Source organism: Crassaminicella thermophila (assembly GCF_008152325.1).
GTDB classification, from domain to species: Bacteria; Bacillota; Clostridia; order Peptostreptococcales; family Thermotaleaceae; genus Crassaminicella_A; species Crassaminicella_A thermophila.
Genome location: NZ_CP042243.1, coordinates 679,252 through 704,189 on the forward strand (window position 1 = coordinate 679,252; position 24,938 = coordinate 704,189).

A 24,938-nucleotide genomic window follows, 5' to 3' on the forward strand; every position below is an offset into this window, starting at 1 on the left:
GATAAAAATGCTATCTTTAGAAAAAACAAGGCCTGTGTGGGCTGAAGTTAATTTAGATTATCTTGAACATAATCTAGAGGAAATAAAAAGGTTAGTAAGAGATAAAACGATGATTACAGGTGTAATCAAAGCAAATGCCTATGGACATGGTGCTATTGAGGTTGCAGATGTACTTATTAATAACGGAATAGATAGATTAGCCGTTGCAACATTGTCAGAAGCATTAGAATTAAGAAGAGTATATGAAGATATACCTATATTGATTTTAGGATACACGCAAGAGGCGAGTGCTGAAGAAGTAATCAAAAATAAAATAACACAGACTATTTTTACATTAAAGCAAGCGAAAACGTTTTCGGAAAAAGCAAAAGAGTTAAATAAAGACGTAATATTGCATATAAAGATTGATACAGGTATGAGCAGAATAGGATTTAGACCTGATAGAAATACTGTACAAATCATAAAAGAAATTGTTAATCTTCCAAATGTAGTAGTAGAAGGAATATTTACACATTTTGCTGTGGCAGATCAAAGGGATAAAACTTTTACATTTAAGCAATTTGAAAGATTTAAGAATTTATGCTATTTATTAGAAAAAGAGGATGTAAAAATTCCAATAAAACATGTGGCAAATAGTGCTGCGATTATGGATTTATCTGAAATGCATTTAGATATGGTAAGAGCAGGGATTATTCTATATGGTTTATATCCATCGGATGAAGTAAGAAAGGATTTTATCAAATTAAAACCTTTATTATCTCTTAAGACAAAAATAGACTATATAAAAGAAGTAGATAAAGGAGTAGGAATAAGCTATGGATTAACGTATGTAACAGATAAAAAATCAAAAATTGCTACTATTCCTATTGGCTATGCAGATGGATTTACAAGGATGCTGTCAGGAAAAGGGGAAGTATTAGTAAATGGAAAAAAAGCACCTGTTGTAGGAAGGATTTGCATGGATCAATGTATGATTGATGTTACTGATATATCAGATGCAAAAATAGGAGATGAAGTAATTTTAATAGGAGCTGATGGAGAAAATAGCATATCTGCAGATGATTTGGCAAAAAAGCTAAATACAATTAATTATGAAATTGTATGTATGGTAGGACGAAGAATTCCGAGAGTTTATATAAAAAATAATAAAATTGTAAAGATAAAAGATTATTTATTTGATAAAAAAGATTGATGTAAATTTTGGTATATGAGTATAAAAAAGTAGTCATATTGACACACTTATAATGAATAGTATATAATGAAGTATATGTTTTTGTATATACTAATATGGATGCGAATGCCTTTATATATATTGTTCTATTTTTGCCATTCAGGAGGTGCGAACATGGCTGAGTCCAAACGAATTATGATTAGTTTACCAAACACACTTTTACAAGAAGTAGATAATATTGTTGCAATGGAGAAAGGAAACAGAAGCCAATTTATTAGAGAAGCGATGAGATTGTATATTCGTGAAAGGCGTAAGATTCAAATAAGAGAAAATATGAAAAAGGGTTATAGAGAAATGGGGGCTATGAATTTAGCATTATCAGAGGTAGGATTAGATTTAGATATAAGTGCACTAAAGAGCTATGAAGCAAAGTTAGCGGAGTGTGAGTAGTGTGATTGTAAAAAGAGGAGACATATTTTATGCAGATCTTAGTCCTGTTGTTGGTTCTGAGCAAGGTGGTGTAAGACCGGTCCTTGTTGTTCAGAATGATATAGGAAATAAATATAGTCCTACGGTTATTGTGGCAGCAATCACCTCTCAGATTAATAAAGCAAAGCTACCAACGCATATTGAGATTAGCGCCTCAGAATATGGGTTACCGAAGGACTCAGTGGTGTTATTAGAGCAGATTCGAACTATTGATAAAAAGAGACTAAGAGAAAAAATAGGGCATTCTGATGAAGAAATGATGAATAAAGTAAATGAAGCTTTATTAATTAGCTTTGGATTAATAGATTTTTAGAATAGGCTGTTGACAAAGTCAACGGTCTATTTGTTTTTTTTGATTATTTCTGTTCTAAAAAGTAAAGAAATGGAAAATGCCATTTTGAATTGTGCTATAATAATAGTGATACCAATGTCTGAACAAATGAAAAAAATAAAAAATAGGAACTGAAAAAGCTATTTGTTACGAATTTAAGTACTCTTTAACTTAAAACTTTCTAAATTAATTTTTTTGACTAACTTATATATCTGGTTATAGTAGTGTAAGAATTGATGGGAAAAAGGTGATCTTATGGATATATTTGAAAGCTTTTATAACTCTAGGAATGAAGAAAATTCTATAAAAATGGCAGCATATATGAAAAACAAATTTCATTTCCTTGGCATAAAAAAGCCTGAACGAGCAAAGTTAAGTAGAGATTTTCTTAAACAACGTAAAAAAGATGTGTCTATTGATTGGAATTTTGTATTTAAGTGTTATGGTATGCTGGAGAGAGAATTTCATTATTTAGCTCTAGACTATATTTTGCTACTTAAAAAACGACTTGTACCAGAGGATATCAACAATATTGAGAAGCTTATTACAACAAATTCATGGTGGGATAGCACAGATTGTCTAGATAATATTGTTGGGTATATGTGTTTACAGTATCCACAATTAAAGAACTCTGTAATCTTAAAATGGATTGATTGTGATAATATCTGGTTAAAAAGGGTAGCTATAGATTTTCAACTGAAATATAAAGATAAAACAGATGTTAACATTTTAAGCAAAGCAATACTTAATAACTGTAATACATATGAATTTTTTATAAATAAAGCTATAGGATGGTCGCTAAGAGAATACTCAAAGACTAATAAAGAATGGGTTAAAAACTTTTTGAAGGAAAATAAATTATCTGCACTTAGTATTAGAGAGGCAAGTAAGTATCTTTAGAGAGTAGAATTTATTTTATTGTAACATATTCGTAACTATTTCTCGTTTCATATACTGATATAATAAAAATATAAGGTTTACATATTGTTTTTTTTAGGAAACAAAGAGAGGAGAAATAGACAGTGAAAAATTTTAAAAAATTAATTATATCCTTTGGATTAGCATGTTCTATCTCTTTTGCCAATATACAAGCTTATGCAGATTGGACAAACTCAGTTTATGAGGAAAAAGAAGAAGAATACATAGCAAAAGGTGTGAAGCATGAACATTTGTTAAAATTTACAGATGAGGGTTGGCTAAATATTAATATACTTAGAATAAATTTAGATGAAAATGATGCTTCGTTAGATTTACTTTTTAATGAAAATGGATTAAATCAAAAGGGAAAGTTATCAGAATTTGTAAATCAAAGAGAAAATATTGTAGGTGCTGTAAATGGTGATTTTTTTAGTATGAAAGGTGCTGCTACAATAGGGCCTATGGTGAAGGACGGGAAACTTTTTACAACTACTTTCCATTTATCCGAAAAAGTACCTACTTTTAATTTGTCGAAATATAAAGAGCCATTTATTATTAATTGGACAAATCCAAAGATTACATTAAAAAATGAAAATACTGACTTTTCTTTTGATATTTATACTATTAATAAAGAAACAAATCTTGATAATACAGCAGTGTTATATACACCAGAATGGGGAGAAAAAACACCTCCCTTTAGTCAAGGATTAAAAGGTATAGAAATTATTATAGAGGATGATATAGTAAAGGCGATCGTTCCTGCTTTTGAAGGAAGCTATATTCCAAAAAACGGGTATGTAATACTTGCAACAGGACAAAAGGCTTTTGAAATAGGCTCAAACTTTGTATGTAAAGACAAAGTAAGTTTTTCTTTGCAAACGAATCCAGATTTTAAAGAATTAGCTCTATCTATCGGAGGAGGGGCTTATATTGTAAAAGAAGGGAAGGTACAATCTGATTTTCATATAAACATTAAAGGAAACCATCCAAGAACAGCAATAGGAATATCTAAAGATAAAAAAGAAGTATTTTTTGTAACAATAGATGGAAGAACATCATCATATACAGGGGTAACACAAGAAGAATTAGGAGAGATAATGATCTCACTTGGTGCTTATGATGCTATAAACCTAGATGGTGGTGGTTCAACTGATATGGTATTAAGACCTCTTGGAGAAGAAAAAAGAACTGTAATAAATAATCCTTCAGGAGGAAGTGAAAGAAGGATTATGAACGGTATAGGAATTATAAGTACAGCGTCTAAAACAAGTGAGTTAGGTGGAATCATCCTAGAATCAGAAGAGTCGAATATTCTAATAGATACTATGAAAAAGCTTATATTAAAAGGGTATGATAAAAACTATAATCCAGTAGAAATTGATTATGATCAGGTGAACTGGCATGTTAGTGGAATCTATGGAAAATTTTACAAGGATTCTTTTAAAGCAACTACAGCAGGAGAAGGGATTATAGTTGCTGAGTATGAAGGGAAATACGCTACTTTACCGATTCGTGTGATAGATAATCCTGTAAGATTAGAAGTATCTCCATCAAAAATAAATATAGATAAAAACAAAGGAAAATTTATTAAAGTCAAAGTAGTAGATGAGGATGGGTATGGTGCTTATGTTAGTCTTTCGGATTTAGATATTGAAATACCAGATAATTTAGGAGAAATAGATGATAAAGACTTTTTTGTAGCGAAAGACAAGTCAGGTTCAGGAATTATGAAAATTTCATATAAAAATATTACAAGCTATGTTCCTGTTGTAGTAGGTTCAAGAGAAGTAATTGTAGATGATTTTGAAAATACAAATGGGACATTTTTATCATATCCAGCAGATGTATTTGGTAGCTATAACTTGTCAAGCTTTAGTAAGGCTGGTAATTATTCTGGCGAAATTTCTTATGACTTTACCAAAACAGATGCAACAAGGGCTGCTTATCTAGTATTTGATAATGGTGGAATAAACTTTGACAAAAGACCTAAAAAGTTAGGAATGTGGGTATATGGTAATGGAAGCGGTCATATGTTAAAAGCAAAGTGTGTTTATGATAATGGTGCTTTTCAAAATATTCCTATTACATCTAGTATTGATTGGGAAGGATGGAAATTTGTTGAGGCTTCTATCCCTTCAGGATTAAAAGCTCCTTTCAAATTAGAAAGAATTTATGTAGTAGAAACAAGCCCATTATTAAAAGATGCAGGAAAAATATATATAGATCAGTTGACAGCATTTTATCCAAATACCTTTGATGGAAATATACCAAAAGAACAAAAAATTATAGATTCTAGAAATACAAAAGCTAAATTAGAAGGTCAATCTTCCTTTAGACTTATAGCTTATGGGGAAATTTCTGGTATAGATTCTTCATTAGACAGTAAAATAGCAGATATTTCTAATAAAGATAAAGGATTAAATCTATTTACGCAATCTATAGATCAAACACTTAAGGAAAAGCTTCAGAATCCAACCATTATGGTAGCTGGGGGATATGCTTCTACAAGACATAAAAATAGTTTGTTTATTCAATTAGATAACAGTCAAGGTAGTTTAAGAGAAACAAATTTTGAACAATGGCGTTGGTTTTTAGAAAAAATTGAAAATGTTGATAGTCATAATGTATTCATTTCATTACCAAAGCCTCTTTATTTTAAGGACAAGCTAGAAGAAAAATTATTTAAAGATATATTAAAGAAACTAAAGGAAGAAAAGTCGGTAGATGTTTGGGTTTTAACAGGAGGACATGATAATTATTCTGTGTATCCTAAAGATGGAATACGCTATGTGGAATTAAAATCATATAAAAAAGATATGGATATATCTGAAGAACTGAAATATATACGGTTTACTGTGAATGATGATAAGGTAACCTATGAGATTCTTCCATTATATGAAAAAGAATCATAAATATATTTACAATCAAAAATTATTTTGTGATAAAATAAAGTAGTATGATATATTTTAAGGAGGAAAATATGAAAAAAAAATCTTTTATGATATTAATTATTTCAACAGTGGTAATATCTTTTTCATATATTGTAATGGCAATTAGTGCTGAGCCAGGGTCTGAGGAAGATCCACTTGTTACTAAGAGCTATGTAGAAAAAAGAAATCAGCAATTAAAGTTTTATATAGAAGAAAGTATAAAAAACTTGCAAGAACGTTTAGGTCAAGGAGATAATGAAGAAAATACTACAAATGGATATGAAGTTATAAATGTAGCTAAAGGAAATAGATTGGTTTTAGGAAAAAGTGCAGAGGTTATTTTAAGAGCAGGAAAAGCAACGGTTATACAAAGTCAATCAGGAGGGCTTGCTGACGTTACAATAGGAAGGGATTTAAAACAGGATGAAAATTTTCCAGCCAATCATCTTTTGATTGTTCCAAGAGATGATGGACGAGGAGCTATTGCAGTGACTGATTGTATTTTCATGGTAAAAGGAAGTTATCATATAGAATAAAAAAGCAGCGTAGCTGCTTTTTTACTTAATATTGGAGGAACTTTATGACAGAAGGGAAAAAAACGATTCAAATGATTATCATGGTAATTGGACTTACCATTACAGCGAAATTTTCAGGATTTTTTAGAGACGTTTTAATCGGGAGTAACTTTGGTACAAGCTCGGAAGCCGATGCTTATTTTATGGCACTAAAAATTACAGCTATGGTGTTTATGAGTATGGGAAGTGCTATTACAACAACAATGATTCCAATTATTGTGCGTTATTTAACAAAAGATGATAGGGATAAAGCATTTCGTTTTGCAAATAAAATATTTACTATTTTGGTTTCAATAGGAATAGTTTTTATGTCTATGGGGATTTTGTTTAGCAATTATTATACAAAATGGATAGCCAGAGGATTTTATGGAGAAAAATTAGCTTTAGCAGTAACTTTAACAAGGATTATGTTTCCTATTTTGTTATGTTGTATGATTAGCTATATATTTGTTTCAATGCTTCAATCCTTTGGTAAATTTTCAATTACTTCTATATTAAGCATTCCTTATAATTTTGTATTAATTATTTATTTAAGCTTTTTTGCAGGAAAATATGGAATAGAAGGATTAGCATTTGCTACGGTAATAGGATGGATTACTCAGTTTGTCATTCAAATTCCTTATTTATATAAAAAAGGATATAGAATAAATTTTATATTAGATTTTAAGGATCCTGATATTAAACGTTTTTTTAAGTTAATATTTCCTATTCTTTTATCAACTATGGTATATAACGTAAATATTATTATTGATTCAAGCTTAGCATCTACATTATCTGAAGGAAAGATTGCTGCTTTAACTTATGCATTTATTGTGTATACAGCAATTTCTTCTACTACAATATACGGTATAAGCACTGTGCTTTTTCCTAAATTTGCTCAGAATACGAGCTTAAAGGATTATACCAAATTTCAAGAACAAATTACATCAACAATAAAAGTATTATGTTTTTTGTTAATACCATTAACCGTAGGATTGATTACATTAAGAACTCCTATTATCAAGCTTGCCTTTCAAAGAGGGGCTTTTGGTGAGCAAGGCGTTATTTTTACAAGAATTGCTTTGACATATTATGCAATAGGAATGATAGGCTTTGGTATACAGGAAGTATTAAATAAATGTTTTTTTGCTTTGCAAGATACAAAAACACCAATGAAATTTGGCATTATGAGTGTTACAATCAATATTATATTAAACATTATTTTAATAAAAAAAATGGATTTGGCAGGTCTAGCATTAGCAACTTCTTTAGCGACAATAAGTAATGCATTATTTTTGTATGGAGCTTTAATGAAAAAAATAGGGAAATTGGATACAGGAAAGATTCTTATAAATTTCTTTAAAGTATTAACTGCTTCTATGGTAATGGCTGTTTTTACTTATAAAACCTATAAAGTATTTACTTTATTTGTTGGAATGGAGTCATTTAGTTTTAGGCTTATTACTATTATAGGATCTGTATTTGTAGGTATATTGGTTTATGCTGTTATGGTACTTATTTTAAGAGTAGAAGAAGCAAAATATATTATTGAGAATTACTTAAAAAAATTGATTCCATAATGCATCGAGGTGAATTTATGAAAAAGATACTTTTTTTAATGCTTTATTATTTTGTCGGAAGACATTTACCAAGCTCTCAGAGTCCATATTCTTTTGGGGCAAAGAAATTAAGATATTTTTTGTGCAAAGGATTATTTAAAGAAACAGGGAAAAATGTAAATATTGAACATGGTGCTTTTTTTGGAAAGGGTAGTGACATAACAATAGGAGATAACTCAGGATTAGGTATTGACTGTAGAGTTTCAGGACCTTTAAAAATAGGAAAGAATGTGATGATGGGACCAGAAGTAATGATTTATACTTCAAATCATAGAATTGATGATCTAGATAAACCTATCATTATGCAAGGAGAAACCCCTAAGGAATTAGTAGAAATAGAAGATGATGTTTGGATTGGAGCAAGGGCAATTATTTTGCCGGGTATAAAGATTGGCAAAGGTGCTGTTGTAGCAGCAGGAGCAATTGTTACAAAGGATGTTCCAAAGTTTGCTGTTGTAGGAGGAAATCCTGCAAAGATTATTAAATTTCGTAAATGAGTACTTTAATGAAGGGGATTTTTAGATGAAAAAGAGTGTTCTTATATTTTCATTATTAAATTGGGAAAGTAAACTTTTGCATAGAGAGCATATGCTTGCAAAATATTTTAGTAAGAAAGGGTTTGATGTTTATTATATTCAAAAGGAGAATATAAGAAGTTTTAATCAGTTGAAATTAAAGCCTAATATTTATAAAGATAATGACATAAATATTGTTAGTGTACAAGCATTTCCTTATTTTAAAGGGAAAATTAAAAGTATCTATAATATTAATGATTATATAATTAAAAAACAATTAAAGGAAATCTTTTATTTGTTTAAAGACCCTCTTATTATATTAGAATCTCCTTACTGGATTAAAGGAATTGAAGAAAGTCGAGACAATAAGGGGATTATTTGCTATGATATTAGTGACGATTTATCACAGTTTGCAACAAATGAAAAATGGAAAAAACAATTACTTTCTTATGAAAGAGAAACCATCAATAGATCAGATATTTTATTTGTTACAGCTGAAAAATTAAAGGAGAAAGCAAAAAATCATCCTAATTTATATCTTGTTGAAAATGGCGTTGATTTAGATGAATTTAAAAATGCAAAAAAGATACTAAAAGATTATGATGGACCTATCTGTGGTTTTATTGGGGGAATTTTTGAATGGATTGATTTTGATTTGATAGATAAAGCAGCTAAAAGGTATCCAAATTATAACTTCGTACTTATTGGTCCTACTGATAGACCAAATAAATTAGAATATTTGTGTAAAAACTCAAATGTTTATTACTTAGGAGAAAAAGATAAAAAGGAAATAGGAAATTATTATGCAAGCTTTGATATAGGATTGATCCCTTTTGTTTCAGAAGAAAGCTATCCGAGACTTAAGACTGTGAATTCTAATAAGGTTTTTCAGTATTGTTATTTTGGCTATCCAGTTCTTTCTACAAGTTTTACACAGGTAAGAGGTTTAAAGGATTTTGTATCTGTATGTGAAAGCAAAGAAGAATTTATTAATAAAATAGAAATATGTTTAAAAGAGAATAACATGGATTTGGAAAATAAAAGGAAGTCTTATGCCATGGAAAATTCTTGGGAAAATAAAGTAGAACAAATGATTGCTTTTGTCAAAAACATAGGGGTGTAAAGGAGAAGGGAGGTTTCTGCTTATATAAAGCAGATGATCAAATGAAAGTAATACATGTGATTAGTGGTGGAGATATAGGCGGTGCCAAAACCCATGTAATTAGTTTATTAAAAGAACTAAAAAATAGAATTGATGTAGATTTGGTTTGTTTTATGGAAGCTACATTTTCTGAAGAAGCAAAGAAAAATGGAATAAATACAGAAGTTATTGTTCAAAAAGGAAGATGGGATATAGGAGCTGTAAAAAAATTAGCAGATAAAATAAAAACTAAAAAATATGATATAATCCACTGCCATGGAGCAAGGGCAAATTTTATTGCAATTTTGCTAAAGCTTTTTTGTAGTGTGCCTACTGTTACAACAATTCATAGTGATTATCGGCTAGATTTTCAAGGGGATATTTTTAAAAATATTGTTTTTAAAAATATAAATGCCTTTTCATTAAGATTTATTGACTATTATATAGGTGTATCTAATAGTTTTAAAGATATGATGATAGAAAGAGGCTTTCCAAAGGATAAGGTCTATTCAGTATATAATGGGATTTCTTTTGATGAGAAAATAAGTTGTATAAACAAAGAAGAATTTTATAAAAAGTATGGTATTCCTTATGAAAAAGATTCAATATATGTTGGAATTATGGGAAGATTACATCCTGTTAAAGGCCATGAAGTTTTTTTGGATGGTGCTGCTTTAGCTTATAAAAAGAATAAGGATTTGAGGTTTTTAATAGCTGGAGATGGAGAAGAAGAAGAAAGATTAAAAGAGTATGCAAGGAAGCTGAATATAGATCATGTTACACATTTTTTAGGATTTATGAAAAATCCTTACGATTTTTTTAATGCCATTGATATTAATACATTAACTTCTTATAGTGAAAGTTTTCCATATGTAATTTTAGAGGGGGCTATTATGAAAAAGCCAATTATAAGTTCACGGGTTGGTGGTATTGAGGATATGATTTTTAATGGAGATACAGGGTATGTGTTTGAAAAAGGAGATTTTAAAAGTTTAGGAGATAGAATATTATCATTAGCTCAATCAAAGGAAATGCGCTTTAAAATAGGAAATAATTTGTACAATTTTGTTAAAGAGAATTTTTCAACGAAGAACATGGCAGACCAACATATAAAAATTTATGAAAAAATTATTCAAAACAAAAGATAGCTTAGAGGAGGAAAAAAAATGAAGTTAATAGATGAAAAAGGTAGATTATTTGGGAAAATTAATTTATTTGATTTACTTGTAGTAGTTGTTATTTTTGCATTGATAGGCGGAGCAAGTTATAAATTTTCAGTTTCTAATAAAAATGTTGCTATAAATGAATCAGACTTAAAGGTTAAATTATGGGTTGCAGACATAAAAGATGTTACAGTAAATGTTATCAATGTAGGAGATATTGTAAAGGAATACGATAGTAACTTGGTTTTTGGAGAAATTATTAAAAAAGAAGTAAAGCCGCATTATGAAGAGGTTAAAACTAGTGATGGGCGTGTAGTGAATGCACCTGTAGAGGGAAAATATGATGTATATTTAACTCTAAAGTGTAGAGGTATTGATAGTGAAAATGCTATAGCAATAGCTAGTAAGGAAGTAAGAATTGGTGGGAAAATTGTAATTAAACATAAATTATATGCTGTTCAAAGTAGAGCTGTTGAAATTATTGAACAATAAGGGGCTGTTCCTATGACACATAGCTTATGTTATAGAATATATAAAAGAATTCAAAATATATATGGAAATAGTAATATTGTAAAGGGTTTTTCTAAATTCTTATCTGCATTATTTATTGTTTTTATAAACAGCAGGATTTTTACTTTTTTTACAAAAAATAATGAGCAAATGCTTAGAGAAAGTATTTTAATAAAAGGTGTTTTTAAAATTATAAATATGGGATTGAAAATATTTGAGAAAATTCCTTCTATCCAAAGAATAATAGAGAATAGCTTCTTTGCTAATTTTATATATAATTTAAGACTAAATTGTAAAGTGATTTTAGAGCAAAGTATAATAATGAAGATTATAGATAATATCATAAACGATGAAATGTAGGAGAGAAAAATGATGAATTTGATTTTCGATAAAGATAAAGGAATAGAGCTTGGATTGATTCTAGGTATATTTGCCATGCCTTTTATTACTTTTAAGTATATTTCATTACTTATGTTTTGTACATTCGGATGCTTTTTCTTAAAAAAATTATATAAAAAAGAGAAAATATGCTTTACACCTATAGATGGTTATTTATTGATATTTTTATTAGTTTTAATTTTTTCTGCAATATTTTCTATTACGAAAAATCAAAGTATGAAAGAATTATTTGTTTATATATCTATTCTTTTAATGGTTTTTATGGTTACAAGAAGCTTTGACAAAAAGACACTAAATCAACTTTTAATGTTTTTTATTATTGCAGCAACTTTTGTAGCCATTTATGGAATTTATCAATATTTAACAGGAGCAGTAGGAGGACATGGATGGGTAGATGTAAAAACGAATCCAAATTTGAAAGCTAGAGCATATTCTACTATGGATAATCCAAACATATTAGCTGAATACCTAGTGATTGCAGGAAGTTTATCTGTTGCATTGTTTTTAAATAGTAAAAATATCTATAGAAAAGTATTCTTATTTGGAACAACAGGGATTATACTACTTTGTTTGCTGTTTACTTTTTCACGTGGTGGCTGGATTGCTTTTGCATTATCTATGTTTATCATTTTAGCTTCAGAGAATAAAAAAATAATTCCTATTGCCATATTGTTAGGATTTATATCATTATTCTTTTTACCGGATGTTGTATTAGATCGTATTAAAACCATAGGGAGTGTAAAGGATAGTTCAAATGCTTATAGATTTTTAATATGGGCTGCTTCTATAAAGATGTTAAAGGATTTTTGGGCAAGTGGTGTTGGATTAGGATATGCTGCATTTGTGAAGGTTTATCCTAATTATACATTAGCAGGAATAAAAGCTGCTCATGCACATAATTCATATTTGCAAATTGCTATTGAAACAGGAATATTGGGTTTATTAGCATTTCTAATGAGTGTATTGAAAGCTTATATGATAGGAATTTTTAATGTATATAAATCTAAAGATCCTTTCTTTAAGAGAATTTCTGCAGCTTCTATTGGTGCAATCTCAGGATTAATGGTTCATGGTATGGTAGAGCATATTTTGTTTGATTATCGTGTTATTTTTTCATTTTGGTTTGCAATAGCAATCATCATTGCTTCCTACAACAATATTGTCTTTAATAAAAATAATTAAGAGAAGATATGAAATATAATGAAGAGAGGAAATAACGATGAAGAAAGTTTTTATTTTTGGCTACTATGGATTTAAAAACTTAGGAGATGAAGCTATTTTATCTTCTATTATTAAAACATTAAAAGAAAATGAGCCTTCTGTTAAAATATATGCTTTGTCATATAATGTAAATCATACGGAAAAAATTCATGGAATTATAGGGGTATCAAGAAACCATATAAAAGATATTATCTATGCTATTAAAAATGCAGATTTAGTTATTAGCGGTGGAGGCTCATTATTACAGGATGTTACGAGTAGTCGTTCTCTCTTATATTATTTAGGAATTATTGGGATTTCTAAATTATTTAAAAAGCCTGTTTTATTTTTTAGTAATGGATTTGGACCGGTTAAAAGAAAATTTAATCAATATTTAACTAGCAAAATAGTAAATAAAGTAGATAAAATTATCGTAAGAGATAAACAATCAAAATTAGATATGGAAGAAATAGGAATAAACATTCCTATAGAAGTAACGACAGATGCTACCTTTGTTCTTGAAAGTGTTCACAAAGAAAGGGTCAAAAAAATTTTTAGAGATGAAATGATTCCACTAGATAAACCTTTGATCGGAATTTCTGTAAGACCTTGGTATGTAAAAGAAAATTTTATTGAAAACATGGCAAAATTTTCAGATTATGTTATCGATAAAGGAGTAAATGTATTATTTATCCCTATGCAGCCAGCAAAAGATATGGAAATATCTAAAAAAATTATGAACAAAATGAAAAAAGAAGCCTTTATACTTAAAAGAGAATATAAACCAGATGAAATCTTAGGAATTATTAAAAGTTTAGACATACTAGTAGGTATGAGACTGCATGCTCTTATATTTGCAGCAATTGGGACAGTACCAATGATAGGAATAGAATATGATCCAAAGATAGCTGCTTTTTTAGAATCGGTAGAGCAAAAAAATATAGGAAAAGTTGAAAACTTAGATGTACTGAATCTTTGTATGGCTTTTGATTATTTATGGGAGCATAAAAATCATAAAACATTAGCTTTAATGGATAAAGTAATGAAACTAAAGAAAAATGTAAATAAAAACAAAGAAGTTCTTAAGGAAATGATACAGTAAAGTAGGTGAAAAGGTGAGAGAAACTGCAAACATTTTAGGGGTGCCAATTGATATTGTTACAAATGAAAGTGCTTTTGAAAAATTTAAAAGCTTACTAAGGGGAGAGAAATGTTCAGTAATTGTAACACCGAATTCTGAAATTGTTATGGCTGCAAGTAAAGATGAAAGATTAAAGGGAATACTTAAAGAATCTGATTTATGTATTCCTGATGGAATAGGACTAATATATGCTTCAAAAATACATAATCTAGGTCTTACTGAGAGAGTAACTGGTGTAGACTTTATGTATAAAATACTAAGTTATTGTAATGATAATGATAAATCTATTTATATATTAGGAGGAAAAGTAGGAGTTGCAGAGAAGGCTTGTAAAAATATCAAAAATAAATTTCCAAACATAAAAATAAAAGGATTTAGGGATGGATATTTTAAAGAGGCAGAGGAAAGAAAGATAATAGAAAAGATCAATGAGTTAAAACCAGACGTTTTATTTGTAGGATTAGGTGCACCAAAACAAGAAATATGGATGAATAAATATAAAGAAAAGCTTAATGTGAAAGTCGCAATGGGTATTGGAGGAAGTATTGATATTTGGGCTGGAACAGCTAAAAGAGCACCTGAAATTTTTCAAAAGTTAGGGTTAGAATGGTTTTATAGATTACTTAAAGAGCCTTGGAGATATAAAAGGATGATGGCCCTTCCTAAATTTATGCTAAAAGTAATTTTTCGTAACAAATAATCATAGTTAGAGGGTTCAATAAATTGAACCCTTATATTATCTATAAAAAAATAAAAAAGAAAATTGATAAAAATTTTTACTGTGATATAATAGTTGAGGTGAAAATATGACAGAGAGATTAAAGGGTACCATTTTATTTGATTATATATTAATAACAATAGGGACTTTAATAATGGCTTTTGGATTAATGTTTTTCTTAGAGCCAAATACAATTGCACCAGGTGGTGTAACAGGACTTGCTATTGTTATACAAAAAATATCAGGAATTCCTATTGATATAACAAACTTAGTCATAAACATTCCATTATTTATTATTGGTCTTATGGTTTTAGGAAAAAAATTTGGATTGAAAACTGCTTATGGCACACTTACCCTGTCATTGTTTATAAGATTGATTATTACAATTTTAGGAGAAGATATCGTTGGTGTAGAAGATTTATTGTTATCAGCTTTATATGGAGGTGTATTAATGGGTGTTGGCATTGGATTGGTATTTAAAGGTGGCGGAACTACCGGTGGTACTGATTTAGCTGGTGCAATACTCAATAAATACATACCAAATTTAAGTATTCCTAAGCTGATGATGGTTATAGACTTAATGATTGTAGCAACTGCAGGTATTGTAAATAAAAAATTAGAAACAGCTTTATATTCTGTAATTGCACTGTATATAATTGTAAAAATTGCAGACTTTATTATTGAAGGATTGAACTATGCAAAGGCATTTTTTATCATTTCTAATTATCCTAAGGAAATAGGAGAAGAAATTATGCGTACCCTTGATAGAGGTGTGACCGTTTTGCAGGGAAGAGGAATGTATACAGGAAATGATAAAGATGTACTTTTGTGTATTGTTGATAGGTCACAAGTAGCAAAATTAAAAAATATTGTGCATGCCATAGATGAAAATGCTTTTATCATGGTTACCACAGTCCATGAAGTGTTAGGAGAAGGTTTCAAAGAAAAAAATACATAAGGAGGGTTTTAGGTTGGCAAAAGTAGATTATGAAAAATTAAAAAATATTGCCACAGAGATTCGAAAGGGGATTATTAAATCCATTAATGCTGCAGGTTCAGGACATCCAGGAGGATCATTATCAGCTGCAGACATTTTAACTGTTTTATATTTTTATAAAATGAAGGTTGATCCTAAAAATCCTAAAATGGAAGATAGAGATCGATTTGTATTATCAAAAGGACATGCAGCTCCAGTTCTTTATGCAACATTAGCAGAAAAAGGATTTTTCTCTAAGGAAGAATTGCTTAAGCTAAGACATATGGGATCAATGCTTCAGGGACATCCTGATATGAAAAAAGTGCCAGGAATTGAAATATCTACAGGTTCTTTAGGACAAGGATTTTCATGTAGTATTGGTATGGCATTAGCTGCGAAGCTTGATAAAAAAGATAATAGAATTTATGCTTTACTTGGAGATGGAGAAGTACAAGAAGGTCTTGTTTGGGAGGCAGCAATGGCTGCTGGCCATTATAAACTAGATAATTTAACAGCAATACTAGATTATAATGGTATGCAAATAGATGGAAAAAATGATGAAGTTATGACTATTAATCCTATAAAGGAAAAATGGGAAAGCTTTGGATGGTATGTTATTGAAATTGATGGACATAACTTTGAAGAAATTATTAAAGCATTTGATAAGGCAGAAACAATAAAGGATAAACCGACTATGATTATTGCAAAAACTATTAAAGGAAAAGGCGTTTCATTTATGGAAAATCAAGTAGGCTGGCATGGTACTGCACCTAAAGATGAAGAAGCAGAAAAAGCATTAAAGGAATTAGGGGGGTGCTAATAAATGAGTGAAAAAATTGCTACAAGAGAAGCCTATGGAAAAGCATTAGTAGATTTAGGAAAAGTTAATGAAAAGGTTGTTGTATTAGATGCAGATTTATCAAAATCAACAAAGACTGCTACATTTAAAAAGGAATTCCCAAATAGATTTTTTAATATGGGAATAGCAGAACAAAACTTAATGGGAACAGCAGCAGGATTTGCAACATGTGGAAAAATTTCATTTGCAAGTACCTTTGCTATGTTTGCATCAGGTAGAGCTTTTGAAATTATAAGAAACTCCATATGCTATTCAAACCTAAATGTAAAGGTATGTGCAACACATGCAGGGATTACAGTAGGAGAGGATGGAGCTTCTCATCAAGCTTTAGAAGATTTAGCAATAATGCGTGCTATTCCGAATATGGTAGTATTAAATCCAGCTGATGCCGTATCAGCAAAAAAAGCTGTATTTGCTATGGCGGAATATGATGGTCCTGTTTATTCAAGATTTGGTAGAGCTGCCGTACCGGTTATTTATGATGAAGATATGGAATTTGAAATTGGAAAAGGAATAGAAGTAAAGGAAGGGAAAGATGTAACAATTATTGCAACAGGAATTATGGTTGCAGAGGCATTAGAAGCAAGAGAACTTCTATTAAAAGAAGGAATAAAAGCAAGGGTAATCGATATTCATACAATAAAGCCTATTGATGAAGAAATTATTATAAAGGCTGCAAAAGAGACAGGTGCTATTGTTACAGCAGAAGAACATAATATTATTGGTGGCCTTGGGTCAGCTGTTGCAGAAGTTTTAACAGAAAATAAACCTGTACCAATGAAAAGAATAGGAACAAAAGATACTTTTGGTGAATCAGGAAAACCAAATGAATTGATGGAAAAATACGGTTTAACTGCAGCTCATATTGCAGAAGCTGTAAAAGAAGTGATAAATAAAAAATAAAGTGAAAAAACTGAGAAACTTTAAGTTTCTCAGTTTTTTATTATTCAGAAAAAGTTAAAAAAACAAAGCTGAAACAAAAATAGGAAATACATAGAAAGAGATTGGCCACATATGTCATTAAAAAACTAGAAGATATTAATCCAAAAATTAAAATTGTAAAGCAGTAAAAATTAAGAGAAAATATTTTAAGTTTTTTAAAAGACAACATAAGGTGAAATGATAGAAAAATAAAAAATATATATAAGGGCATGATGCAAGAAAGGACAAATGAAATATTATTAATCAATATATTCTTATGAAAAATAGATAGCGTACTATTGAAAAGACAGATTAAGCAAAGGAAAAAAAACGTTAAATCCATAAGTTCTTCAAAGGGCTGTAATTTTGAAAAATAATCTGTTAGAAGTTTAAAATCTTTATAATTAAAATATATGCATAGGAGAGTTATAGAAGTATTTGCAAAAAAGAGAAAATATTTTAAAGACGATTCTCCTGATTTTTTTAATAAAAGCAGGATAAAAAAATGAGAAAGGATCAGATAAATAGATATAAAAAAGTTTTCTTTGAATTTTTGTTTGAAATCAAGGATCATTTGATCACCTCTTGTAAAATTTATCATTGCTTATATATATATCATACCATTTTATATGAAAATATTTCATTAAAATATTTAAAAATTTTGAAAATACAAACAACTAGATATCCTTGACATTGTAAAAAATTTATACCATAGTGCAAGAAAGTAACGATAATACAAGAAAATCAAAAAAACTAGGTGGATATTATACAGTAAAAAATTGAATTTGTTACATATAAAAATGTAAGATTCTGTTAGTATTAATATAAAAAATAAAGAATGTAATGGGTAATGTAGAAGAAAAATCTAGTTTTAAAGGTTAAATGTTCTGAATTTTCAATATTTTAATCTAATTTAAGGTTCTGAGTATATTTTTATTATGTTTCAGTACTAATCAAAAAATTAATGATATTAATAAAATAAAGTGGCCGATATAAAATTCTCAAGAAAACGTTTGCATGGCTATTTAGTTACAAAACTCTGTAAAGAAATTTAAATGGCTATAATTCTATGGATTTTAAAATAGCCATTATAAATTTAATAAATAAAAAATCTTTAAAAGAAGGGAGTTTTGTCTGTGGTAGAAAAGCAACCAGTAGCTAATGCATCTGCAATTGCTGCTAAAAAGAGGCTGTCAGCTCAATTTTTCAGAAAGGGGATTATAATCGCATTACTTTCAGGTGTAACGTATGGGTTTTATTCAGCATTTTTAACTTTAGGTATGACTAAAGGGGTTTGGGGGGATTGGTTTGGTCCAAACACAGCAGGTTTATCTCCTTTTATCATTACATTTGTACTAGCGGCAATTGGAAGTGCAGTAAATGATACTTTAAGTGCTATTTGGGCAATGTTTTTTGCAGCTGTTAAAGGTAAGTTTGTAGACTTCTTAAGATGTCTTAACACTACTCCAGGTCGTGTAATGGTTTTAGCAGCTCTAATTGGAGGGCCTATTTCTAGTACAGCTTATGTTGTTGGTCTTCAAAAGGCTGGTTCAATCGTTATTCCTATTACTGCTCTTTGCCCAGCTATTGGAGCTATTTTAGGAAGAATTTTATTTAAACAAGAATTAAATAAGCGTATGATGTTAGGTATTGTTATTTGCGTTATTGCTAGTTTTATGATTGGTAGCACAAGTGTTGGTGGAGATGCACCAGAAGGAGCACTTTTAGGTGTTTGTATTGCTTTTGTTGCTGCTCTTGGCTGGGGCTTTGAAGGGTGTGTAGCTGGTTATGGTACATCTATGATTGATTCTGAAATAGGGATTACTATTCGTCAAATAACATCAGGTCTTTCAAACCTAATTATATTACTTCCTATTTTTGGAATGATAGCAGGAGATGTTAAGCTTTCAACTCATCTTGCATTTGAAGCATTTACTTCTGGATCTGCTATGATTTGGTTTGTTGTAAGTGGTTTCTTTGCATACATTTCCTACATGTTTTGGTATAGAGGTAATAGTATGTGTGGTGCAGCTTTAGGAATGGCTTGTAATGGAACATTTTCATTTTGGGGACCGTTTTGCTGTTGGATCGTACTTGGTGTATTTTGTGGTATAGATGGTTGGTCACTACCAATTATAGCTTGGATTGCTGCTGTTCTTATGGTGATTGGTATTTTAATTATTTCAATGAATCCTATGGACTTATTTAGAAAAAAGGAGGACAAGTAGTATGAAAAAACCTCTTAATTATGCTATTTTAAAATATTTTACAAAAGTTGAGGATGCTTGTGTAGAAGATGTTATTGAAGCTTTAAAGGGGGAATATGGCAATTTTAAAGCTTTGAATAAAAAGGATGTACTTTCTGCTTTAATGACAGCTGAAGCAAATGGTCTTCTTGAAGAATCTAGATTTGAAATGTCAGAGTCTGGTGAACTATTGATTTATTACCGAGCTCATGAAGAAGGAGCAGCTACAATTAATAAATATATTAAAGATTAAAAGCTTAATTTAACAAAAGAAAAGGGGGTAATGCGATGAGATATTATGGAGAAGAAGCATTAGGTCTTATTGAAACAGTAGGAATGGTTCCTGCACTTGAGGCAGCAGATAAAATGTTAAAGGCTGCTAATGTTGAGTTGGTATCATATGAAAATATTGGTTCTACGCTTGTTACGATTATGGTAAAGGGCGATGTTGCTGCTGTTAAGGCATCTGTGGAGGCAGGAGCAACAGCAGCTGCTGCAATAGGAAAATTAACAGCACAAAATGTTATGCCACGACCTATTAGAAGTATTGGAGACATTGTTTCTATATATGATGTTGATAAGTAAAAGTAAATTAGAGGAGAGGAGCTATATATGAGCAGATACAATGCTTTAGGTTTAATAGAAACATTTGGTATAGTTTTTGTTTTAGAAGCTGCAGACGCGATGTGTAAAGCTGCAGATGTTGATTTGATAGGTTTTGAAAACGTAGCTTCTGGTTATATTTCTGTATTAGTTCAAGGAGATGTAGGAGCGTGTAAAGCAGCTGTAGAAGCTGGTATAAAGGCTGTGGAAGACATGAATGCTGAAGTTTATAGCTCAGTTGTTATTGCAAGTCCACATCAGGATCTTGAAAAAATTATTTCACGCTATTCACTTGATGTTTTGAATGCTTAAAATATTTTTAAATTATTAAATATAGATTTAATGCAAATGAAAGGGAGAGACAAAAATGAACATTATAGATAATGATTTGCTCTCCATTCAAGAGTCTCGAATCCTTATAGAAAATGCAAGTCAAGCGCAGAAAATGCTTGCAACTTTTCCACAGGAAAAATTGGACGAGCTTGTTGAACGTATGGCAGAAGAGATTGGAAAATATGCACGTGAACTTGCCATGATGTCTAAAGATGAAACTGATTATGGAAAATGGCAGGATAAGTATATCAAAAATCGATTTGCCTGTGAGTATGTACCAAGTAGACTTAGAGGAATGCGCTGTGTAGGTATTATTAGAGAAGATAAAGAGAATAAGACTATGGATGTAGGCGTACCTATGGGGGTAATTGTTGCATTAAGTCCTGCTACGAGTCCTGTTTCTACCACTATCTATAAAGCTCTGATTGCAATTAAGTCTGGAAATGCAATTGTTTTTTCTCCACATCCTAGAGCGAAAAAGACAATTGGAAAAGCTCTAGATATTATGATACGTGCTGCTGAAGGATATGGGTTACCAGTAGGAGCTATTTCATATTTGCAAACTGTAACGCCTGCTGGGACTATGGAATTAATGAAGCATAAAGAAACATCATTAATTATGAATACTGGTGTTCCAGGAATGCTTAATGAAGCATATAAGGCCGGGAAGCCTGTAATTTATGGGGGTAATGGTAATGGGCCAGCATTTATTGAACGTACAGCTGACATAAAGCAGGCTGTAATAGATATTATTGCTAGTAAGACTTTTGATAATGGAATGGTATCAGCAGCGGAACAATCTGTTGTTGTAGATAGTTGTATTGCAGCAGAGGTTAAACAGGAGATGAAAAACAATGGTGCATATTTTATGACAGAGCAAGAGGCACAAAAACTTGGTTTAATACTTTTTAATTCAGATGGAAGTGTAGACTCTGAAATGGTTGGTAAATCAGCGTTAGAATTGGCAAAAAGAGCAGGATTTACTGTTCCAGAAACTACATTAGTGTTGATTTCTGAGCAGAAATATGTTTCTGAGACGAATCCTTATGTTAAGGAAAAGCTTTGCCCAGTTTTGGCTTATTACATTGAAGACGATTGGATGAATGCATGTGAAAAATGTATAGAGTTATTATTAAGCGAGAGAAATGGACACACTCTTGTAATTCACTCAAAAAATGAAGATGTGATTCGCCAGTTTGTATTAAAAAAACCGGTAGGGAGAGTGCTTGTTAATACGTCTGCTTCCTTTGGTAGTATGGGCTTAACAACGAATTTATTTCCTTCGTTAACTCTTGGAAGTGGATCAGCAGGTAAGGGAATGACTTCTGACAATGTTTCACCAATGAATTTAATTTATATTCGTAAAGTTGGATATGGTGTGAGAAATATAGAGGAGATAACGAATGGTTTCTTAGAAAAAGAAGAAGTACCTATGAGTTGCATATCAGAGCCTAAAAGGCAAGATGACATGAAGATATTGAAGCATATATTAGAAAAAGTTATGAAAGAAATAAATAATTAAGCATTATAAACTATATGCAGTGAGATACCTAAATAAAAGAATTGGGGGGAAGGATTTTGGATATTCGTGAATTTTCAAACAAATTTGCAGAAGCTACAAGAAATATGTCTACAGAAGAACAAGCAGCTTTAATGAAGATATTTGAAAGTATTTCAAAAGAAATTAACCAGGATACTTCAAGCTATACACAGTCTGATGTAGAAGATACGGGAATACCAAATGGTATGACGAAACGTTTAAAAAGACTTAAGGAAACTTATTTAAAGTGGAAACCTTCTATTACAACATATAGAGCACGTGCGATTACCAAGATTGCCAAAGAAAATCCTGGTATGCCTAAAATTTTATTAAGAGCTAAAAGTTTTCGTTATTGTTGTGAAACTGCACCTTTAGTAATTCAAGATGATGAACTTATTGTTGGATCTCCTTGTGGAGCACCTCGTGCTGGTGCTTTTTCTCCAGACATAGCATGGAGATGGTTGGAAGAAGAATTAGATACAATTGGTACACGTCCTCAAGATCCATTTTATATATCAGAAGAAGATAAGAAGTATATGCGTGAAGAGCTTTTTCCATTTTGGAAAGGTAAATCCGTTGATGAACATTGCGAAGACCAATATCGTGAGGCTGGAGTTTGGGAGATTTCAGGTGAATCCTTTATTTCGGATTGCTCATATCATGCAGTAAATGGTGGTGGAGATTCTAACCCTGGATATGATGTAATTCTAATGAAAAAAGGCATGTTAGATATTCAGAATGAAGCAAAAGAATACTTATCTAAGCTAAGTTATGAAAATCCTGAGGATATTGAGAAGATATATTTTTATAAGTCTGTTATTGAAACTACTGAAGGAGTTATGATTTATGCTAAGCGTTTATCTGAATATGCAGCAGAACTTGCAGAAAAAGAGACTAATCCTAAGCGTAAGGCAGAACTACAAAAGATTTCTGAAATAAATAAAAGAGTTCCAGCGCATAAACCTAGTACATTTTGGGAAGCAATTCAGGCTGTTTGGACTGTGGAGTCTTTATTAGTAGTTGAAGAGAACCAAACAGGCATGTCAATTGGTCGTGTTGATCAGTATATGTACCCATTCTATAAAGCTGATATAGAAAGTGGTCGCATGACTGAATATGAAGCGTTTGAGTTAGTTGGTTGTATGTTAATCAAAATGTCAGAGATGATGTGGATTACTAGTGAAGGTGCTTCTAAATTCTTTGCAGGCTATCAACCATTTGTTAATATGTGCGTTGGTGGTGTTACCCGTGAAGGTCTTGATGCGACAAATGATTTAACTTACTTATTAATGGATGCAGTTCGCCATGTTAAAATTTATCAACCATCTTTAGCAACACGTATTCATAATAAGTCGCCTAAGAAATATCTAAAGAAAATTGTTGAGGTTATTCGTTCAGGTATGGGATTTCCGGCATGTCATTTTGATGATGCACATATAAAGATGATGTTAGCAAAAGGTGTTTCTATAGAGGATGCTCGTGATTACTGCTTAATGGGTTGCGTTGAGCCACAAAAGTCTGGGCGTCTATATCAGTGGACTTCTACAGGGTATACACAATGGCCTATTTGTATTGAATTAGTTCTAAATAGGGGTGTTCCACTATGGTATGGTAAGCAGGTTTGCCCTGATATGGGTGATTTAGATAACTTTAAAACTTACGAGGATTTTGAAAAAGCTGTTAAGGAACAGATTAAGTATATTACTAAATTGACTAGTATAGCTACAGTTATATCACAGCGTGTTCACAGAGAATTAGCTCCAAAACCATTAATGTCCATTATGTATGAAGGTTGTATGGAAAAAGGTAAAGATGTTTCTGCTGGTGGTGCTATGTATAACTTTGGTCCTGGTGTTGTGTGGACTGGATTAGCTACATATGTAGATTCTATGGCTGCTATTAAGAAGCTAGTATATGATGAGAAAAAATATACTTTACATGAACTAAATGAAGCATTAAAAGCTGATTTTGTTGGCTATGAACAAATTAGAAACGATTGCTTAAAGGCTCCTAAGTATGGTAATGATGATGACTATGCAGATTTAATTGCTACTGATTTAATTAATTTTACTGAGATGGAACACCGTAAGTATAAGACTTTATATTCAGTATTAAGTCACGGTACTTTATCTATATCTAACAATACTCCATTTGGTCAGCTAACTGGTGCATCTGCTAATGGACGAAAAGCTTGGACCCCATTATCTGATGGTATCAGTCCAACTCAAGGAGCAGATTTTAAAGGACCTACTGCAATTATAAAATCTGTTTCTAAGATGGCTTGTGACAATATGAATATAGGCATGGTTCATAACTTTAAGCTTATGGCAGGACTATTAGATACACCAGAAGGTGAGGAAGGTATTATTGCATTACTGCGTACTGCTTGTATATTTGGTAATGGTCAAATGCAGTTTAATTATTTAGATAACAAAACTTTAATAGAAGCACAGAAAAATCCAGATCAGTATCGTGATTTGATAGTTCGTGTAGCAGGTTATAGTGCATTCTTTGTTGAGCTTTGCAAGGATGTTCAAGATGAGATAATAAGTAGAACTATGTTGACACATTTTTAAATAGGATTATTTAAAACTTATTTTATCTGATGTTGGTAAAGTATAGGCTCAGATAAAATACCTATTGAAATAAAACGGGAGATTA

At 30.7% G+C, this 24,938-nt stretch carries 24 protein-coding genes; all 24 read left to right on the top strand.

The features are described from left to right. Positions 1-7 precede the first annotated feature (7 nt). The 24 genes from alr to cutC all read left to right on the top strand — a co-directional run bounded on the left by alr (position 8) and on the right by cutC (position 24,853). Positions 8-1,192, top strand: coding sequence for an alanine racemase (gene alr / locus FQB35_RS03110; RefSeq protein ID WP_148808584.1), 1,185 nt, complete (start codon positions 8-10; stop codon positions 1,190-1,192). A gap of 153 nt (positions 1,193-1,345) precedes the next feature. Next, the gene (locus FQB35_RS03115) at positions 1,346-1,621 is read left to right on the top strand and encodes a CopG family ribbon-helix-helix protein (protein ID WP_148808586.1); all 276 of its coding nucleotides are present in this window, start codon (positions 1,346-1,348) and stop codon (positions 1,619-1,621) included. A gap of 1 nt (position 1,622) precedes the next feature. Next, the gene (locus FQB35_RS03120; protein WP_148808587.1) at positions 1,623-1,973 is read left to right on the top strand and encodes a type II toxin-antitoxin system PemK/MazF family toxin; all 351 of its coding nucleotides are present in this window, start codon (positions 1,623-1,625) and stop codon (positions 1,971-1,973) included. A 273-nt stretch (positions 1,974-2,246) separates the two neighbouring features. Further along, positions 2,247-2,891, top strand: coding sequence for a DNA alkylation repair protein (locus FQB35_RS03125; protein ID WP_148808589.1), 645 nt, complete (start codon positions 2,247-2,249; stop codon positions 2,889-2,891). Positions 2,892-3,013: 122 nt separating this feature from the next. After that, positions 3,014-5,821, top strand: coding sequence for a phosphodiester glycosidase family protein (locus FQB35_RS03130; RefSeq protein ID WP_148808590.1), 2,808 nt, complete (start codon positions 3,014-3,016; stop codon positions 5,819-5,821). A 68-nt stretch (positions 5,822-5,889) separates the two neighbouring features. Continuing rightward, entirely contained in the window at positions 5,890-6,375 is a 486-nt protein-coding gene (locus tag FQB35_RS03135; protein WP_148808592.1) for a hypothetical protein, read from the top strand. A gap of 44 nt (positions 6,376-6,419) precedes the next feature. Next, a complete protein-coding gene (gene murJ / locus FQB35_RS03140) occupies positions 6,420-7,973 on the top strand; it encodes a murein biosynthesis integral membrane protein MurJ (protein ID WP_148808594.1) in 1,554 nt (517 codons plus the stop codon). A gap of 17 nt (positions 7,974-7,990) precedes the next feature. Continuing rightward, a complete protein-coding gene (locus FQB35_RS03145) occupies positions 7,991-8,509 on the top strand; it encodes an acyltransferase (protein WP_148808596.1) in 519 nt (172 codons plus the stop codon). Positions 8,510-8,534: 25 nt separating this feature from the next. Continuing rightward, positions 8,535-9,650: a glycosyltransferase family protein gene (locus FQB35_RS03150; RefSeq protein ID WP_148808597.1), complete on the top strand. Its 1,116-nt coding sequence runs from the start codon at positions 8,535-8,537 to the stop codon at positions 9,648-9,650. Positions 9,651-9,691: 41 nt separating this feature from the next. Further along, a complete protein-coding gene (locus FQB35_RS03155; protein ID WP_148808599.1) occupies positions 9,692-10,816 on the top strand; it encodes a glycosyltransferase in 1,125 nt (374 codons plus the stop codon). A gap of 18 nt (positions 10,817-10,834) precedes the next feature. Then, positions 10,835-11,323 carry a DUF4330 domain-containing protein gene (locus FQB35_RS03160; protein WP_148808601.1) on the top strand — a complete coding sequence of 163 codons (489 nt, stop codon included), beginning with the start codon at positions 10,835-10,837 and terminating at the stop codon, positions 11,321-11,323. Positions 11,324-11,335: 12 nt separating this feature from the next. Further along, a complete protein-coding gene (locus FQB35_RS03165) occupies positions 11,336-11,701 on the top strand; it encodes a hypothetical protein (RefSeq protein WP_148808603.1) in 366 nt (121 codons plus the stop codon). 12 nt (positions 11,702-11,713) lie between these two features. Continuing rightward, positions 11,714-12,922 carry an O-antigen ligase family protein gene (locus FQB35_RS03170; protein ID WP_168198221.1) on the top strand — a complete coding sequence of 403 codons (1,209 nt, stop codon included), beginning with the start codon at positions 11,714-11,716 and terminating at the stop codon, positions 12,920-12,922. A 37-nt stretch (positions 12,923-12,959) separates the two neighbouring features. Then, positions 12,960-14,042 (top strand): polysaccharide pyruvyl transferase CsaB, encoded by a 1,083-nt coding sequence (gene csaB, locus FQB35_RS03175; RefSeq protein ID WP_148808606.1) that lies wholly within the window; start codon positions 12,960-12,962, stop codon positions 14,040-14,042. Between the two features lie 13 nt (positions 14,043-14,055). Then, complete coding sequence (locus FQB35_RS03180; protein ID WP_148808608.1) at positions 14,056-14,781, top strand: WecB/TagA/CpsF family glycosyltransferase; 726 nt, start codon at positions 14,056-14,058, stop codon at positions 14,779-14,781. A 106-nt stretch (positions 14,782-14,887) separates the two neighbouring features. Then, a complete protein-coding gene (locus tag FQB35_RS03185; protein WP_148808610.1) occupies positions 14,888-15,757 on the top strand; it encodes a YitT family protein in 870 nt (289 codons plus the stop codon). Between the two features lie 13 nt (positions 15,758-15,770). Next, positions 15,771-16,595 carry a transketolase gene (locus FQB35_RS03190; RefSeq protein WP_148808611.1) on the top strand — a complete coding sequence of 275 codons (825 nt, stop codon included), beginning with the start codon at positions 15,771-15,773 and terminating at the stop codon, positions 16,593-16,595. Between the two features lie 3 nt (positions 16,596-16,598). Beyond that, positions 16,599-17,537 carry a transketolase family protein gene (locus FQB35_RS03195; RefSeq protein WP_148808612.1) on the top strand — a complete coding sequence of 313 codons (939 nt, stop codon included), beginning with the start codon at positions 16,599-16,601 and terminating at the stop codon, positions 17,535-17,537. A gap of 1,154 nt (positions 17,538-18,691) precedes the next feature. Then, positions 18,692-19,783 (top strand): hypothetical protein, encoded by a 1,092-nt coding sequence (locus FQB35_RS03200; protein ID WP_148808613.1) that lies wholly within the window; start codon positions 18,692-18,694, stop codon positions 19,781-19,783. A 1-nt stretch (position 19,784) separates the two neighbouring features. Next, positions 19,785-20,054 (top strand): hypothetical protein, encoded by a 270-nt coding sequence (locus FQB35_RS03205; RefSeq protein ID WP_148808614.1) that lies wholly within the window; start codon positions 19,785-19,787, stop codon positions 20,052-20,054. Positions 20,055-20,089: 35 nt separating this feature from the next. Beyond that, on the top strand, positions 20,090-20,386 hold the full coding sequence (locus FQB35_RS03210) for a BMC domain-containing protein (RefSeq protein WP_148808615.1): 297 nt from the start codon (positions 20,090-20,092) through the stop codon (positions 20,384-20,386). A gap of 27 nt (positions 20,387-20,413) precedes the next feature. Beyond that, positions 20,414-20,716 (top strand): BMC domain-containing protein, encoded by a 303-nt coding sequence (locus tag FQB35_RS03215; protein ID WP_148808616.1) that lies wholly within the window; start codon positions 20,414-20,416, stop codon positions 20,714-20,716. Positions 20,717-20,771: 55 nt separating this feature from the next. After that, positions 20,772-22,259, top strand: a complete 1,488-nt coding sequence (locus FQB35_RS03220) for an aldehyde dehydrogenase family protein (RefSeq protein ID WP_148808617.1) — start codon at positions 20,772-20,774, stop codon at positions 22,257-22,259. 56 nt (positions 22,260-22,315) lie between these two features. Further along, positions 22,316-24,853, top strand: a complete 2,538-nt coding sequence (gene cutC, locus FQB35_RS03225) for a choline trimethylamine-lyase (protein WP_148808618.1) — start codon at positions 22,316-22,318, stop codon at positions 24,851-24,853. The last annotated feature ends 85 nt before the right edge of the window (positions 24,854-24,938 follow it).